Source organism: Candidatus Binatia bacterium, from assembly GCA_023150935.1.
Lineage (GTDB): Bacteria > Desulfobacterota > Binatia > HRBIN30 > HRBIN30 > JAKLJW01.
In genome coordinates this window covers 19,509-33,950 of record JAKLJW010000037.1, presented here as the reverse complement: position 1 = coordinate 33,950, position 14,442 = coordinate 19,509, and the positions used below count along the sequence as shown (strand labels likewise).

The following is a 14,442-nucleotide window of genomic DNA, read 5'->3' as shown; positions in this document are numbered from 1 at the left end:
CTCCCGATGAGAGCTGCGCTGAAAGTGGGGGGCCGCGCGGTGCTCGCACTGGCGATTCTCGGCCTCACCGCATGGGCGGCGGCGGCACTGTACCTGGGGCCCCTACAATCGGCCCGCTGGGCGCTCGTCATCGTGGCCGTGGGCGTCCTCGCCGCCGGGTCATTCGTCTTGCCGCGTCTGCGGTGGTGGCCCCTGGCCGTGTTTGTGGCGGCCTTCGTGGTCTCCCTGGTCCGCTGGCAGGGCGTGCAACCCTCCAACGAACGCGACTGGCAACCCGACGTGGCGGTCCTGCCGTACGCCACCTTCGCCGGTGACCTGGTGACGCTCCACAACGTCCGCAACTTCGACTACCGGACCGAGACCGACTACACGCCGCGCTACTACGACAAGACGTACGACCTGCGGCAGTTGGACTCGGCCGACCTGATCGCCGTCTACTGGATGGGCGACGCCATCGCGCACATCATGCTGAGCTTTGGTTTCGCGGACCGCGACTTCGTGACGATGTCGATCGAAACCCGCAAGGAACGCAGCGAGTCCTATGACACGCTGAAGGGCTTCTTCCGGCAGTACGAGCTGACCTACATCGTCGGTGACGAGCGGGACTTGATCGGGTTGCGGAGCAACTACCGCAAGGACCCGCCCGAGGACGTCTACCTCTTCCGCACGAACGCGCCGCCGGCGGACGTGCGCCGGGTTTTCCTGAGCTACTTGCGCGAGATAAACGCACTCAGGGATCGGCCGGTCTTCTACAACACGTTGACGACGAACTGTACGACCAACGTGCTCATGCACAGCCGGGTGAACCCCGGCAAGCGACAATACTCGTGGAAGATTCTGCTCAGCGGCTACGCCCCGCTGTATTCGTACGAGCACGGGCGATTGGACACGCGCCTGCCCTTCGAGGAGCTGAAGCGGCGCTCGCACATAAACGGGGCCGCGCAGGCCGCCGCCGCGGCGCCGGATTTCTCCCAGCGAATCCGCGTCGGCCTGCCGAAGCCGGCGCCCAGCGAGGCCGTCGAGTGAGCGCACGAACAACTCGCAAAGGGAAAGACATGGATCCGGCGGGCTGACGAACCTTTTCGCCGTGGCGAAGGAGATCGCAGACCGGCTCGCCCGTATCTTCTTGCGAGCCGACACCGGGAACTGGCAGCAGGTGCGCGACGGTGTCGAGGTGAAGATCTGCGCCGGGCCTGACGGCAACGAGACCTTCCTGCTGTGTCGCTCGACGGAGCGCGCCACCAAGGAGAAGGCGATGCACGAGCGCTTCTGCCAGCGCATCGAAGACGCCCTGGCCAGGAGGGGGCGGCGCATCGAGAAAAGCCGTCGGCGCCCGGAGGCGCGCACGCTGGAACGCCAGATCGGTCGGCTGCTGGAACGTAACGCGCGCGCCGCGGGCCGGTACCCGATCGAGATTGTGGACGACCCACACGCGGCGGCCGGCGTGCGGCTGCAGTGGCGTGTGCGCAAGCAGTGGGAAGAGTGGGCGCAGTACAGCGAAGGCACCGACATCCTGCGCACCAATATCGCCGACTGGCCCCCCGAAGCCCTGTGGACCGCCTACGTGCAGCTGACCGAGGCCGAGGCCGCCTTCCGCATTCGCAAGAGCGATCTGGCGATTCGTCCGATCTGGCATCAGAAGGCGTCGCGGATCGAAGCGCACGTCCTGGTCTGCTTCCTCGCCTACGTGCTCTGGAAGACGATCGAGAAGTGGCAGAGCCTGGCGGGCCTCGGCAACAGTCCGCGCAGCATTCTCGAAGAACTCAACCGCATTCAGAGCACCGATGTCGTGCTTCCCTTGAGCGAGGACGCCCAGCGCGAGATCCGCCTGCGCTGCGTGGTGCGACCCGACTAGGCGCAAGCGGCGTTGCTCGACCGTCTTGGACTGACCCTCCCCGAACGCCTCCAGCCACCCCTGCCGATGCGCCAAATGTAGTGCCGACCTTCCGGAGTAAGTCCTTGATTTACCTGCATCCTACCCCTCGAACTGTGGAAGTTGGGCTAGGACCGTACTTGCAGGACCGCGCGGCCGGATGCAGCCTGAGAACAATGGTCTCCGTTGAGATCGGAAGGGACTTTATGCCCAGGCGCGATTGCATCACGAGTGGCGTCGACGTGAGCGCGTCGGTCCACGTTGGCGGCGCGACGCGAGCCCAGGTGCTGGCGGCCGTGGTCGCCGTCGGGACGACGGTGCTGGTCGCCGGCTGCGCGACGCCGATCGGTGTAAGACGGCTTCCGTCGGAGGAGGCGAATCGACAACTGACCGCCAGCGTGCTGACGACCGGAGAGCCGGGGGCGCCGGCGCAGGAGTTCCTCTACCGGCTCAACCTCTCCGAAAAGTACCGGGACGATCCGGCCGGGACGATCGCCACACTGCACTCGGGTCTGGGGCAGGCGGACGAGTCCGACCGCCTGTTCGCGCTGGCCGAGTTGTCCTACGCTTTCGCCCAGCATGGCGGTGGTCAGCCGTACTACCTCGCCGCCGCGGCGTACGCCTGGGCCTTCCTGTTCCCGGTGGACCCCGCCGCCCGCCCGAGCGGCTACGATCCGCGGCTGCGAACAGCCATGGACCTGTACAATCGCAGCGTCGCCGAGGGCCTGACCAGTGGTAACGACAACACGGTCGACCTGAGCGCACGCCCCGTGGCCCTGCCCTACGGCGTCTTGCAGATTGACGTGGATCCATCCGGTTTCGAATTTGGAGGCTATCAGCTCGTGCAGCTCACCTCGCTGGCCGATTTCCGGGTCCGCGGCCTGCGGAACCGCTACCGCAACCGGGGCATTGGCGCACCCCTCGCCGCCTCGGTATCGAAGGGTGACGGACCCGCGGATCCCTGGCTGGGGCCGCATGTCAAGGTCCCCGTCACCGCGTTGCTCCGGTTCGACGACCCACGGCGCGGCATGAGCGAGGGCACGTTGCACGGTACCATCCACCTGTTCGACCCCGATCGAACGGCCACGGTCCAGGTCGGCACCCTAACCGTCCCGTTGGAATCCGAACGGACGGCGGCGCTCGCGTACCAGCTCGAAGACTCGCCCGCGTGGGACTTCGAGATCGCGGGTTTTCGGCGCGGCGATTTCAGTTTCGTCGAGCGCGAAGACAATTTGTTCCTGCTGTACCCGTACCGCCGCGGCCGCATTCCCGTGGTGTTCGTGCATGGCACAGCGTCGAGCCCCGTGCGCTGGGCCGAGATGGCCAACGAGCTGATGAACGACCCGGTCCTCGGGCAACGCTACCAATTCTGGTTCTTCCTCTACAACACCGGCAACCCCGTGCCGTACTCGGCCATGCGCCTGCGCGAAGCGCTGCAGCGCGTCGTTGCCACGATGGATCCCACCGGCTCGGACCCGGCGCTCCGCCGGATGGTGCTCATCGGGCACAGCCAGGGTGGGTTGCTCACCAAGATGACGGTCGTGAGCAGCGGCACGCGTTTCTGGGATGCGAGCATCGATGTACCCTTCGAACGAGCGGATCTCTCTCCGGAAACGAAGGACCTGTTGCGCCGTAGCATGTTCGTCGAGCCGCTGCCGTTCGTGACCGAGGTGGTTTTCATTGCCACGCCGCACCGCGGCAGCTTCCTGGCCGAGAACGTGCTTGGCAAAGTCGCGCGCCGGCTGGTGAGCTTCCCGGCGACGCTGACGAAGGTGGGCGTCGAAGTGGTCAAGCTCAACCCGAGCGGTGCAGCGCGGACCGCCGTAGGCGTGCCGACGGCGATCGACAACATGGACGGGGCGCAGCCGTTCATCCAGACCCTCGCGCCTCTCCCGATCGCCCCCGGCGTGACGGCGCATTCGATCGTCGCCGTACAGGGCGACGGACCGCCGGAGGACGGCGACGACGGCGTGGTCGCGTATTCGAGCGCGCACATCGACGGTGTCGCCTCCGAGCTGATCGTACGGTCGGGGCATTCGACGCAAGGGACCCCGCAGACCATCGAAGAGGTGAGGCGGATCCTGTACGAGCACCTGGAGCGGAAATGAGCGCGGCGCCCAACGAACACCAGGCCGGCACCGCAGACGGCTTCCGTGAGCGGAACTACATGCCAGCCAACCGGCCACCAGACCTTGCCCGCGGCGGCGTGCTCGACGTCGCCGCGGGGCTGGGCTTCGAAATCGTCTGTCCGCCGCAGGTGCGCGCCGAGTTGGACACAGGGGCGCAGACCGGCCCGGCACCGATTCGGCCAACCTGGCTGCTGGTCGTCAACCTCGGCCGTCCCCTCGACCCGGTCGCACGCGCGACCATGGACGACGCGGAAGCAGCCGTCATCCAGCTGGCCCTCGAGCAGGGCATCCCCCGCGTCTGCGTCGACGAAACCAAGGCCCGCCAGGCCGCCTTGGTCGCGGGTCTCTCCGTCACCGGAAGCCTGGGCCTGTTGCTGCTGGCAAAGGAGCGCGGCCTGCTCCCCCGGCTCCGCCCAGTGATCGAGCACATCGTCGGCGCCGGCACGTGGTATCACCCCCAGTTGATCGAGCGCATTCTGCTCGCCGGCGGCGAGTAACGGCTCCCGCTGTCGCCATATCCGACAGGCAAGCCAGCGACGCTCGTCCCACGGGGGAAGGCCCAACCGCGGGCCCAGCGGTCACCCACCTCCCTGTGGCGATCGGTGCCCGTTGGCGTGAAGCCGCATTTCTGTCCCCGAAAATGCCACGCTAAGCGCAGCAGGAAGCCCGTTCCAAGCCGGTTCATTCGCCTATTCCTTCACTTCGGCCGGCGAGATCACGATCGAGGAGTTCGGCTTCCACTCCGTACACGTACTCAGCGAAGCGGTACACGTACTCGTACACGGACTGAGGCCACGCGGCGATGAAATTGGACCACGGGCGATTGCACGCCCACGAGGAAGTGGCCGTGTACGAGTACGTGAACGAGTACGAGTACGGAGTGGCAGCCGAAGTCTCGAAACCTCAGCTCGCGCGTCTTCCGACTGTACTCCTCGCGCGGGTCGGACCTCTGCATGTAAGGATAGTCATTTGACAAGTTGCTTATTCCAGTTGCAAATGCCGGCCCATGAACTCGTTGTTTGCCTCGGAATCGAGCGGGTAAGGGCGGGTCGCCATGCCGCGCGCTTCGCGCACTTACCTCGGCGGCTAAGTCTGGCACCTCACGCATCGGTGTCGCAGCCGGCAGTTCTTGCCGCGGTTCGCGCGTGACCGCCGGGTGTGGCGGCGGTGTCTGGTGTGGATCGACCTGAACATGGTCCGGGCAGGGGCCGTCGCCCATCCGGCGCAGTGGGAGGTCGCGGGCTACACGAGATCCAGCGGTCGCGACGGCGCTATGGCATCGGCGATCGGCCGGCGCTGGCGGAGGCGCTGCGCATCGAGGTCGAGCGGCTGGCCGCGGCGCACCGCGCCCCGGTTTTGCCTTCGAAAACGACGCGATGGACGTGAAATCGGCCTGATCTGATCACCGAAAGCCAGGGATTACCGCAGGTTGTCGTGGTCCGACCCGCGTGACACCGCGAAGTCACGGTGGGCGGGACTCACCCGCTGCGGCGTTCGTAGACCCAGACCACCTCCCGGCCGACGGTGGCCCCGAACCGGCGGGAGCGGATCGCCTCCCATTCCGCGCTCGTGTACACGAGCACGTCGGCGGGCACGGGGAGCATCGTAGCGTCCCAGTGGCGAGCGCGGGATGCGAACGGCTCACCGGTATGGTCGACGATGACGATGAGGTCGACGTCGCTACCGACACCGGCGTCGCCGCGGGCGTAGGAGCCGAAGCAGCCAATGCGGACGGTTTCCGGGTGCGCCGCCGCGGCCGCGGCGGCCCAGTCCCGCACGGCGCGCTCAACCGCGGCACGGTTGGGCCATGTGAGAATCGACGAACGCAACGATCTCACGGGCATATTCGATCGCCTGGGCGCTCTGCAGGGCGCCGTAGTTGTCGCCCGGCGCCCCTTCCGGATGGCCGTTGGGGTAGCGCGCGGGAATGTAGAACCCGTCCAGCACATGGGCCTTGTCGATCAGGTCGGTCGGCGGCGCGATATCGGTCGGCAGTTCGTGCAGGAGCTTCGCGACGACGTGTCCCCACGCCTCCTGGTCGCGGCTGAGGTGCAGAGCTTTGACGGCCTTCTCGGCGGCCTGTTGCGCCGCGAAGCAGGCCCATTCGTGGCGCGCCGCCTGGCGCGAATCCTCCGCCTGTTCAAGGTCGCGCCGCGCCTGCGCCAGCCAGTCGCCACTGCGGTCGGTCATTGCAAGTGGGGTTGTACCACGAGGCAAAGCCCGCCGCGATCAAGCCGACCACCAGGTACTCAACCTCGTGGGCGTTGAACAGGACGGCGCGGAAATCCTGGAGGCGTCCCGCCAAGGCGCTCTGCCCGGTAGTTCACGCACGGCCGTCCCGCTGTACGACCACAACCTGCACCGGCTGTTCCGTTGCCGTCGCGGCGCTTACGATCGCCCACACCCAGACCGCTACCGCCAGCGGAATGCCGATGATGGCGCCGATGCCGGTCAGAATCAGCATGCCAGCGAACAGGCACAGGACGAGTTGAGCTATCCCCTGCCCGAACTTCCGCACGATCAACGTTCCGATGACCGGAAAGAAGATGTTCACTATGGATAGCCCGCACAAACGGGGCAATTGACATAAGACCCATACTCAGAGGTTCCCACCCCTTCGACCGGTCGCGCGAAAATCCCAGACGGACCACTTATACGGCCTTCGAGTAGACCGGTCAGCGGCAGCGTTACAGTTGGTGCGCTCCAGCCACGACACTCACAGGTGCAACCAGGATCGCAACCGTTCGTCCAGCGTTTGCCGGTCAGCCGCGCCCAAGGTCCCAACCGTCTTCACAACTAATCGTTCTTCCACGGTAGCGATTTGCGCTTTGATGCCGCACGGGACATTGAGCCCTGCGGTGCGCCATTCCCTCAGCGCCAAGTCGCTATTGGAAAGCTGCGAGGTAATCGGCACAAGGAAAAGGTCTCCACCTTTCCGGCCAACGACAATGGCGGGACGAACCTTGCGGCTGGTCAAGTCCGAGAACGGAATCGGCAGGAGAACGACGTCATTTCGAGAGCAGCTCATTGAAGACGTCGTCGGCTTCGTTGTCCCACACTTTCGTCAAGACCTTCTCGGAAAGCTGCAACCATGCTTCGCGCTCCGTGTCACCGGACTCGATCGTCACGCGCACGTGCGATCGTTCCGGCAACGACAGCGGCGTGGGGAGCACAAGCTTTCCGTTCTCGTAGACGGCATCAACGGTAGTCCGCATGCCCTATCCATACTGGCCCGAACCGGTGACGACAAGAGCAAGCTGGGAATTGACGTGGGAATTGACGAGACATCCACGGAATTGACGGGGAATTGACGAGACATCCACTTGTTCAGTGGGAATTGACGAGACATCCACTTGTTCAGGGCTGGCGCGCTGGGGCCGGTAGGGGAAAAGGGTGGCGGTCGGGCGTGAGTGCCGGGCCGAGGGGCGGCGGATGGTTGGCGGTGATCTCGCCGGGGCTGTGGGTTGGCGGCCTGCTGGGAGGGTACGGAGGGCTGTCCGGCGATGCCGCCGGCGGCGGGACCGGTGACCTGTGCCGGGGAACGGTCTGACCGAGAGCGTGCCGACGCTACGCGACGCGGGCTCCGTAGAGGCGCCGCGCGGCTCCGATCCCCGGCCGCCGCCGATAGCCGCGCCGCCGGCTTTCGAGGTCGATCAGGTGCACGTGCCCGACCATGGTGAAAAACGTCCGGGCAAACGTGGATACGCCCTGCACGAATCGGGGCGGGGCCAGACCCGCGCGTGCGAGTGTCGCCGCCATGCTGGCGGGCTCCGCCGCCGCCTGCCCGGTGGCTGCCGTCAGTGCCGTCACAGTCCAGCGCAGCACCTCGACATAGTCGGTAAACCCCATGGGCACAGGCTCGACGCCGCCCGTGGGCTGGTCGGCGAACGGGACCAGCCCGGGCGGGACCGTCGTCGCCTGCCGGCCCGCCGCCACCCGCGCCTGAATCGACGTCCAGTCGCAGCCCTCGATGGTGACCGCCACCCGGGCTCGCACCGGGTTGAGGTCGACGTAGGCCATACAGGTCAGCAGCGCTCCCGTATCGAGTAGTGCCTGCGAGCGGAACCGCCCCTCCCAGAACCGCCCGGTGCATCGATCCTCGGCATTGGCCCGGCGGGCGATCCACTCGTTGAGACAGCGCATGAACCAGCTGAGGTCCGCCAGGCGGCACCGCCAGCGCGCCAGGGCGGCGCTCCGGGCCGACTCGTTGAAGTGCTCCGCCTGCCGGACGGTACGTGGAAACAGGCAGCCATAGCGCGCTGCGACCTCGGCGTCGCTCCAGGCGTTCGCCCGTCCGCGGTCGACCCGAAGCACGACATGGAAGTGGTTACTCATGAGCCCGTAGGCACAGACGTCGATGGCGAAGATGGTGGTGAGCTCGCGCAGCCGCTCGACGATCCATCCGCGGCGGTGATCGAAGCTTGTGCCGGTGAGCGGGTCCGCGCCACACAGGAACGCACGGCGGACGCAGCGGCTGATGCAGTGGTAGTAGGGGGTGGCGTCGAGACTCACCTGACGGGAGCGGGGCACGGGCATGGGCGCGAGCATGCCCGTCGGCACGATCAATGTAAAGAGATCAGTAAAGTATTGTGTAGAGGATGCGCGGTAAGTGGGGTGCAGCTTGCAGATCGCACCCGACCCCCCTGCACACACGGCCGTGGCTGGGGTGTCCCGTCTTTCTCCTCGCGGGTGGGTGTCTCGTCAGACTGTGCCGGACGTTCTCGCTGGTCTGGAAGGAGGCGCACCCGTTCGTGCAACCCGCCTGGCGCAAATGCCTGCACATCCACTTCTACTTCGTCGACCGCCAACTCGGGCTGATCCACGTCAAGGTGCAGACATGGTTTCCGTTTCCGCTCCAGGTCCACGTCAACGGCCACGAGTGGCTGGCCCGCCGCCTCGATCGCCACGGCATTGCCTACCGCAAGCACGACAATGTCTTCGTGCACGTCAGCGATTTCGATCGGGCGCAGGAACTTGCCGACGGGTTTGCCAGCGTCGACTGGGTGCGCGTGCTCGGGCGCTACGCCCGGCAGGTCAATCCCCTGCTGCGCGACCTGCTGGCACCGATGCAGTACTACTGGGTGACGGCCCAGGCCGAATACTCCACCGACGTGCTGTTCCGCAGCCACCAGACCCTCGCGGAGTTGATGCCGCGACTGCTCAACTACGGCACGCTGTACTTCGAGGCGCACGACGTGCTGAGCTTTCTCGGGCGCAAGCTCAATGGCAACTTCCAGGGCGATGTGGTGACCGACCAGCTGGACTTCGGCCAGATGCCCAAGCGGTTGCCGGGGCGGCGGGTGAAACATCGGATGAATCGCAACTGGATGAAGCTGTACAACAAGGAAGGCGTGGTGCTGCGGGTCGAGACCGTGATCAACGACCCGGAGGAGTTTCGCATCCGCCGGCGCGTGCGACGCCACCGCCGATGGCCGCACGGTGCGCCCCTTCAATCCGGTGGCTCGCCAGGAGCGCACGCTCTTCGAGGTCCTGATGAGCGGCGAGCACACGTTACACGGCTTCACCAATCGCGAGCTGCGTGAGCATCTGGTGCGCGTCGGCTTCCCGCTCGCCGCCGAGGCGGCCAGGCAGTCTGGTCAGGTCACCCGGCTGTTACGTCGGCTGCACATCCACCAGCTGATTGCGAAGATCCCGCGTTCCCGTCGCTGGCGGGTTTCCCACAACGGTCGCCGGGTGATGGCGGCCGCGATCAAGCTCCGGGAGGTCGCCTACCCTAGCCTGTACGCCGAGGCCGCATGACAGCGACAAGCACGTTCGCAAAACGCAAAGAAGTTACGCAGGAAGATTCTATCCGCATCATGGAGCTTTGGCACATCCACACGAGGGCGGACCGGATCGATGTACCGGCGATCGAGCGCCACTATCCGCGGGCCGCCAGGCTGGCGCCGAAGGCACAGGCGGCCTTGAGGAAGGCGGTCGTCAAGGCGCGTCGTTCACGGCGCTGAACGGGCTCCGAGGTCGGCGAGGAGATCTTGAAACGCGGGCGACTGCCGCAGCAGGATGCGGCCGGCCGCGATCAGCCGGTCCACCTGCTCGTCGGACAGGGCGAACGTGGTCGGGAGCTCGTTGAGGTAGGCGGCATCGGCGGGATCAAGGATCTGGTGAAAGGCCACTTCGACGAAGGAAAGCCGCACGGGCTTTTCGGCGCCGTCGGGGGACAGCTCGCGAACCCAGCGCTCCAGGCTGTCGCGTGCCAGCTCCAGGGTCTCGAAATTGTAGCTGTAGATCTGCACATCGCTGATCGCGCCCAGCACCTGCCCCATCGAGGGCGAGGCCGGCGAACGGGCGAACTTCGGCGTCGGATGCACTTCTGCGTTCACGACGATCATCGCGATCCGCCGGGGGCGCGCCGCGCCGAGATACTCGAATCGCCGGCGCAGCCCGCCAGTGAGGAGAACGGTGTTGATCGGCCCGCGCAGCCCGAGATTGTCGGCGATGCCACCGTCGAGGAGATGCAGGTATTCGAACGCCGGGTCGGCGTAACGCGCCGCGGTGCGAGCGATGGTGTACCGACGCACGGAGGCCTCGCGATTGGCGATGGCCGCGGCGACCCAACGCGGCGGTTGGTAGCCGCACTGCCCCGCATAGTTCCGCAGCGGGATTGGGGAAAAGATGCCCGGAACGGCCGACGAAGCGGCGACGGCGCGCGCGACCGGGAACGACGACAGATCCGAGCAGATCTGGTCGAACTGGGGCTGGACGAAGGTGAAGGCACTACCCGTCGTCAGGTCGGTGGCGTTGATGTGTACCAGCGGGCCGCGGGCGGCCTCGATATCGGCAAAGGTCGCCCCTTCGACAATCTCGCGATCATAGCGCTCGATCGCCAGCTCGCTGCGGTCGAACGCGGAGCTCGCGAGCAGAAACCAGCTCTTGGGGCGGAGCAAATCGAGAATGAGCGTGCGCTGGATGTTGCGGCGCAGGAAACGCTCCTCGAAGTCGACGAACACCCGGTCGCCGCGCAATGCGTAGTACGCCGCGGTGAAGCTGCCGCCGGAGACGGCCGTGATGAGGTCAACCTCGTCCAGGAGCCGCCGTGGCTTCCCATCCACTGCAATCTGCGTGTCCCGCAACTCTTGCAGCACGCCGTACGAGAGGGCCGCGGCGCGCGTCCCGCCGCCCGAGAAGGCCAGGATCAGTAGCACATCGCCCATCGGACGCTCCGCCTGCACCCGCGTCGGCCGATATCCGTAGGTCGGATCCCAACGTGTCAACGGGTGATTGACCGGACGGTAGGTGCCACAGCCGATCGGGCTGCCGGCCAGACACACCAGCAGGGTCAGGCAGGAACTCCGGAGTGCCGCCAACAGGGTCCGCGTCAGCGGCGTCCGTCGCATATCGACTGTCTACACTCCGCGGCCGGGAACGCCAAGCCTGAACTCGAGGGCGCTACCGGCCCCGTTGACTACTCGTTTGTGCGGAGCGTACAGTCGGTGCGGCGGGTCGGATCTTCGCGGCTCTCCTCCCGAGGGCTCGGAGGGGCAGCAACGGGACCACGTAGCGAAAGGATGCGGAGATGCGAACCAGAATTGCGGTGCTTGGGTTTGTCCTTCTGTTCGGCGCGATCGCGATACCGTCCCGCACCGCCGGCGCAGCCAGCGCGTCGGCCATCGACACCGAGGTGACGGCCGCTCTGAAGATCTTGTACGCCAGCGATCCCGCCGCGAAAACGCTCGGTCAGAAGGCGAAGGCCATTCTCGTCTTCCCGAGTGTGTGGAAAGCGGGCTTCATGATCGGTGGCCAGGGCGGCAACGGCGCGCTCCGCAAGGGCAACAAGACCATCGGCTACTATAACACGGCCGCGGTCTCGTACGGCTTCCAGGCGGGAGCCCAACAATTCGGGTACGCGCTATTCTTCATGACCGAGTCCGCGCTCGACCACCTCGACCAGAGTGGCGGCTGGGAGATCGGCACCGGCCCCAGCGTCGTCGTCGTCGACGCCGGCATGGCGAAGTCGCTGACGACAACGTCGATCCAGCACGATATCTACGCCTTCATCTTCAACCAGAAGGGTCTGATGGGCGGCGTCGGCATCCAGGGGTCGAAGATCACGCGGATCCGCCCCGGCAAGTGATCGACACACTCGAGTGGCCCCTCCCGACGCGACAGGCCGACGGGAACAGCGAGCGACAGCGTGAGATTGGGGTGCCTAACAGCGGCAGCGTGCGCCGGTGGCGCCGCAGACCACCGTGCGCTTTCCGCTCACCCTGGCATTCCCGCGGCGGCGGCCTTGGGATTAGCAGCCGGTTGAAGATGCCGACCGAACACGGATCGCGGAGAACAGAAAAGACCCCGTGTCTTCAAGTTCCGAGTCCGTGCTCCGTGTTCCGTCATCCCTCGGCTTTCAACTCCGCAATGAACCGCTGCTCGAAGAAAAGCCGGCGGTGAAACCGACCGGAATCAGGTTCACCAGAGCAGAGATCGGAGGTCCGATATTGGGGCGTTACGTCCGGCGGCAGGGCTGCTGCCAGGCCGTGACAGTTACTGCCGGCGCGGTTGAGATCCACCCGCCTCTGGGCCGCACTCCTCGCTCGGGCAGACATTGACCTCTACCGTCACGTGGCGGAACGCGAAACGTCGCGCGAGGGCGGCCTTGTAGTGATCCGGAATCTGCGGATCGTGCGTTACGACGGACACGATGGCCGACAGGTCGCGCGGGCCGACTCGCCACAGGTGCACGTCGGCGACGCGGGTCTGACCGTCGGCCTCGATGGCATCGCGCACCGCGCGCGCCGTGGTCGGTTCGACGTCGCCATCCAGCAGCACCCGTGACGTATCGCCCAACAGGCCGAACGACCAGCGGCCGATGATGACCGCGCCAATCAAACCTACAGCCGGGTCCATCCATACCCAGCCGGCGAACTTGCCGCCCAGGAGCGCCGCGATAGCCAACACGGAAGTGAGCGCGTCGGCAAGAACATGCAGATAGGCGGCACGCAGGTTGTGGTCGTGGGAATGGGCGTGGGGGGCTGGGGTCCGGACGGCTTGAGGGCTTGAGGGCTTGAGGGCTTGAGGTTCTGAGGGTCTGAGAGCTGGGGGCGAGTACAGCCGGTCGTGGCTGCCGTGGCCACCGCCGTCCACCTCATCCGCTGCGCCATCTTCCCTCGCGCCGTCTTCCCTCAATAGATACGCCGAGGCGACATTCACCCCGAGGCCGAGCACCGCCACAAGAATCGCCTCGTTGAAGCCGATGCTTTGCGGCGCCCACAGACGCCCGCCGGCTTCCCATGCGATCAGCAGGGCGATCACCGCGAGAACAACGGCGCTGGCGAACCCGCCGAGGACGCTCACCTTCCAGGTGCCGAACGAATAACGCGGGTCGTCGACGTGGCGCCGCGCGAATGCGTAGGCAAACGCAGCGATGCCGAGCGCCGAGGTATGGCTTGCCATGTGCCAGCCATCGGCGAGCAACGCCATCGAGTGAAAAACCGACCCGGCGGCAATTTCCACGACCATCATCGCCCCGGTCAGGGCAATCACCTGCCACGTCCGACGCTCGCTACGAACGTGCGCCGCGGTCAGGTAGTTATGGTTGTGTGCCCACGGGGCAACGTCGTGGAAGTGCATCGCGGTGCCGCCTTCTCCTCGTCAATCATACTCCGTCGTGTGGATGCAACCCACGATGCGATCTCCGTCCCTTGTCCGATCGCCTCCGCGCGACGCGCGTACGGTCATTGGCCCGATCGGCTCCGCGCCCCGTGAATCCCGACGAGCCGCGCTACCAGCACCGCCAGATAGAGCTGGCCCGTGAACGCCTCGATCATCGACAGCGAGCGCACCACCGGACTGACCGGCGTGATGTCGCCGAAGCCCACCGTCGAGAGGGTCACGAAGCTGTAGTACTGCATCAGCGGCGGCAACGGTGAAAAGCGGTCCTCGGACCCCGCGTGTTCCTGCAGCGCCGCCGAAATGGAAAACGCCGCGGGATTGCCAATCGCCACCCACGCGTACGCGCAGCCGAAGATCAACCCCAGAAGGAAGTAGACGGCAACCGCACCCATGATCGTATCGACCGTAACGGCCTCGTCCGCCAGCACTTCGCCGAGGACGACCACGGCGACGAAACCCAGAAACAGCGTCGTCATCGCCAGTACGGCCTGTTGCGCGGCCACCGGTGCCGTTACCGTCAGCGCCCACTGGCCGAGGAACGTCGGAAGAGCCAGCGCCCACGCCAGCACGCGCAGCCGCGGTCCCACGGTCCAGATCGAGAGCCCCAGCATGGCCGACAGCCCGATGTCGATCATCACCACGTGCACGCGGCTGCGTTCGGAAATCGCAGCGGCGAAGAAGATGACGACCAGAACGACGGTCAGGCCAGTAAACCGCCCCAGGAGCAGGTCGCGCCCCGTGGTGCCCCGCAGCAGCCAGGCCCACGGCCGGGCGTGTCGTTCGTCGCGCACGCGCACACCATATTCATCTCAC

16 protein-coding genes and 1 pseudogene are annotated in these 14,442 nt (G+C 66.1%); 9 read left to right on the top strand and 8 right to left on the bottom strand.

Annotation, left to right across the window (positions count from 1 at the left end):
* Positions 1-6 precede the first annotated feature (6 nt).
* From L6Q96_18125 to L6Q96_18100, 6 genes and pseudogenes are all read left to right on the top strand, one after another.
* The gene (locus L6Q96_18125) at positions 7-1,026 is read left to right on the top strand and encodes a DUF4105 domain-containing protein (GenBank protein MCK6556473.1); all 1,020 of its coding nucleotides are present in this window, start codon (positions 7-9) and stop codon (positions 1,024-1,026) included.
* A 61-nt stretch (positions 1,027-1,087) separates the two neighbouring features.
* Positions 1,088-1,855: a hypothetical protein gene (locus tag L6Q96_18120; GenBank protein ID MCK6556472.1), complete on the top strand. Its 768-nt coding sequence runs from the start codon at positions 1,088-1,090 to the stop codon at positions 1,853-1,855.
* Between the two features lie 260 nt (positions 1,856-2,115).
* The gene (locus L6Q96_18115) at positions 2,116-3,981 is read left to right on the top strand and encodes an alpha/beta hydrolase (GenBank protein MCK6556471.1); all 1,866 of its coding nucleotides are present in this window, start codon (positions 2,116-2,118) and stop codon (positions 3,979-3,981) included.
* On the top strand, positions 3,978-4,499 hold the full coding sequence (locus tag L6Q96_18110; protein ID MCK6556470.1) for a DUF3368 domain-containing protein: 522 nt from the start codon (positions 3,978-3,980) through the stop codon (positions 4,497-4,499). Before L6Q96_18115 ends, L6Q96_18110 begins: the two co-directional genes overlap by 4 nt.
* A gap of 305 nt (positions 4,500-4,804) precedes the next feature.
* Positions 4,805-4,975: a hypothetical protein gene (locus L6Q96_18105; GenBank protein MCK6556469.1), complete on the top strand. Its 171-nt coding sequence runs from the start codon at positions 4,805-4,807 to the stop codon at positions 4,973-4,975.
* An 81-nt stretch (positions 4,976-5,056) separates the two neighbouring features.
* Positions 5,057-5,319, top strand: a pseudogene (locus L6Q96_18100) (hypothetical protein).
* Between the two features lie 161 nt (positions 5,320-5,480).
* Here the strand turns inward: L6Q96_18100 and L6Q96_18095 are convergent.
* From L6Q96_18095 to L6Q96_18075, 5 genes are all read right to left on the bottom strand, one after another.
* Positions 5,481-5,780 carry a nucleotidyltransferase domain-containing protein gene (locus L6Q96_18095; protein ID MCK6556468.1) on the bottom strand — a complete coding sequence of 100 codons (300 nt, stop codon included), beginning with the start codon at positions 5,778-5,780 and terminating at the stop codon, positions 5,481-5,483.
* Positions 5,781-5,787: 7 nt separating this feature from the next.
* Positions 5,788-6,192, bottom strand: a complete 405-nt coding sequence (locus L6Q96_18090) for a HEPN domain-containing protein (protein MCK6556467.1) — start codon at positions 6,190-6,192, stop codon at positions 5,788-5,790.
* A gap of 133 nt (positions 6,193-6,325) precedes the next feature.
* On the bottom strand, positions 6,326-6,556 hold the full coding sequence (locus L6Q96_18085; GenBank protein ID MCK6556466.1) for a hypothetical protein: 231 nt from the start codon (positions 6,554-6,556) through the stop codon (positions 6,326-6,328).
* A 454-nt stretch (positions 6,557-7,010) separates the two neighbouring features.
* Positions 7,011-7,217, bottom strand: coding sequence for an antitoxin family protein (locus tag L6Q96_18080; protein ID MCK6556465.1), 207 nt, complete (start codon positions 7,215-7,217; stop codon positions 7,011-7,013).
* 352 nt (positions 7,218-7,569) lie between these two features.
* The gene (locus L6Q96_18075) at positions 7,570-8,550 is read right to left on the bottom strand and encodes a transposase (protein ID MCK6556464.1); all 981 of its coding nucleotides are present in this window, start codon (positions 8,548-8,550) and stop codon (positions 7,570-7,572) included.
* 203 nt (positions 8,551-8,753) lie between these two features.
* Between L6Q96_18075 and L6Q96_18070 the strand changes: the two genes are divergently transcribed.
* Together L6Q96_18070 and L6Q96_18065 are read left to right on the top strand one after the other, a co-directional pair.
* On the top strand, positions 8,754-9,545 hold the full coding sequence (locus L6Q96_18070; GenBank protein ID MCK6556463.1) for a hypothetical protein: 792 nt from the start codon (positions 8,754-8,756) through the stop codon (positions 9,543-9,545).
* Positions 9,496-9,762: a hypothetical protein gene (locus tag L6Q96_18065; protein ID MCK6556462.1), complete on the top strand. Its 267-nt coding sequence runs from the start codon at positions 9,496-9,498 to the stop codon at positions 9,760-9,762. Before L6Q96_18070 ends, L6Q96_18065 begins: the two co-directional genes overlap by 50 nt.
* A 194-nt stretch (positions 9,763-9,956) precedes the next feature.
* Here the strand turns inward: L6Q96_18065 and L6Q96_18060 are convergent, their stop codons facing one another.
* The gene (locus L6Q96_18060) at positions 9,957-11,357 is read right to left on the bottom strand and encodes a patatin-like phospholipase family protein (GenBank protein MCK6556461.1); all 1,401 of its coding nucleotides are present in this window, start codon (positions 11,355-11,357) and stop codon (positions 9,957-9,959) included.
* A gap of 179 nt (positions 11,358-11,536) precedes the next feature.
* Here L6Q96_18060 and L6Q96_18055 point away from each other — a divergent pair, with 179 nt between their 5' ends.
* Positions 11,537-12,094 carry a lipid-binding SYLF domain-containing protein gene (locus tag L6Q96_18055; GenBank protein ID MCK6556460.1) on the top strand — a complete coding sequence of 186 codons (558 nt, stop codon included), beginning with the start codon at positions 11,537-11,539 and terminating at the stop codon, positions 12,092-12,094.
* Between the two features lie 407 nt (positions 12,095-12,501).
* On the opposite strand, the gene dmeF is transcribed toward L6Q96_18055, so the two are convergent.
* Positions 12,502-13,587 (bottom strand): CDF family Co(II)/Ni(II) efflux transporter DmeF, encoded by a 1,086-nt coding sequence (dmeF, locus tag L6Q96_18050; GenBank protein ID MCK6556459.1) that lies wholly within the window; start codon positions 13,585-13,587, stop codon positions 12,502-12,504.
* Positions 13,588-13,691: 104 nt separating this feature from the next.
* Positions 13,692-14,420: an ion channel gene (locus L6Q96_18045; GenBank protein MCK6556458.1), complete on the bottom strand. Its 729-nt coding sequence runs from the start codon at positions 14,418-14,420 to the stop codon at positions 13,692-13,694.
* Positions 14,421-14,442: the final 22 nt, after the last annotated feature.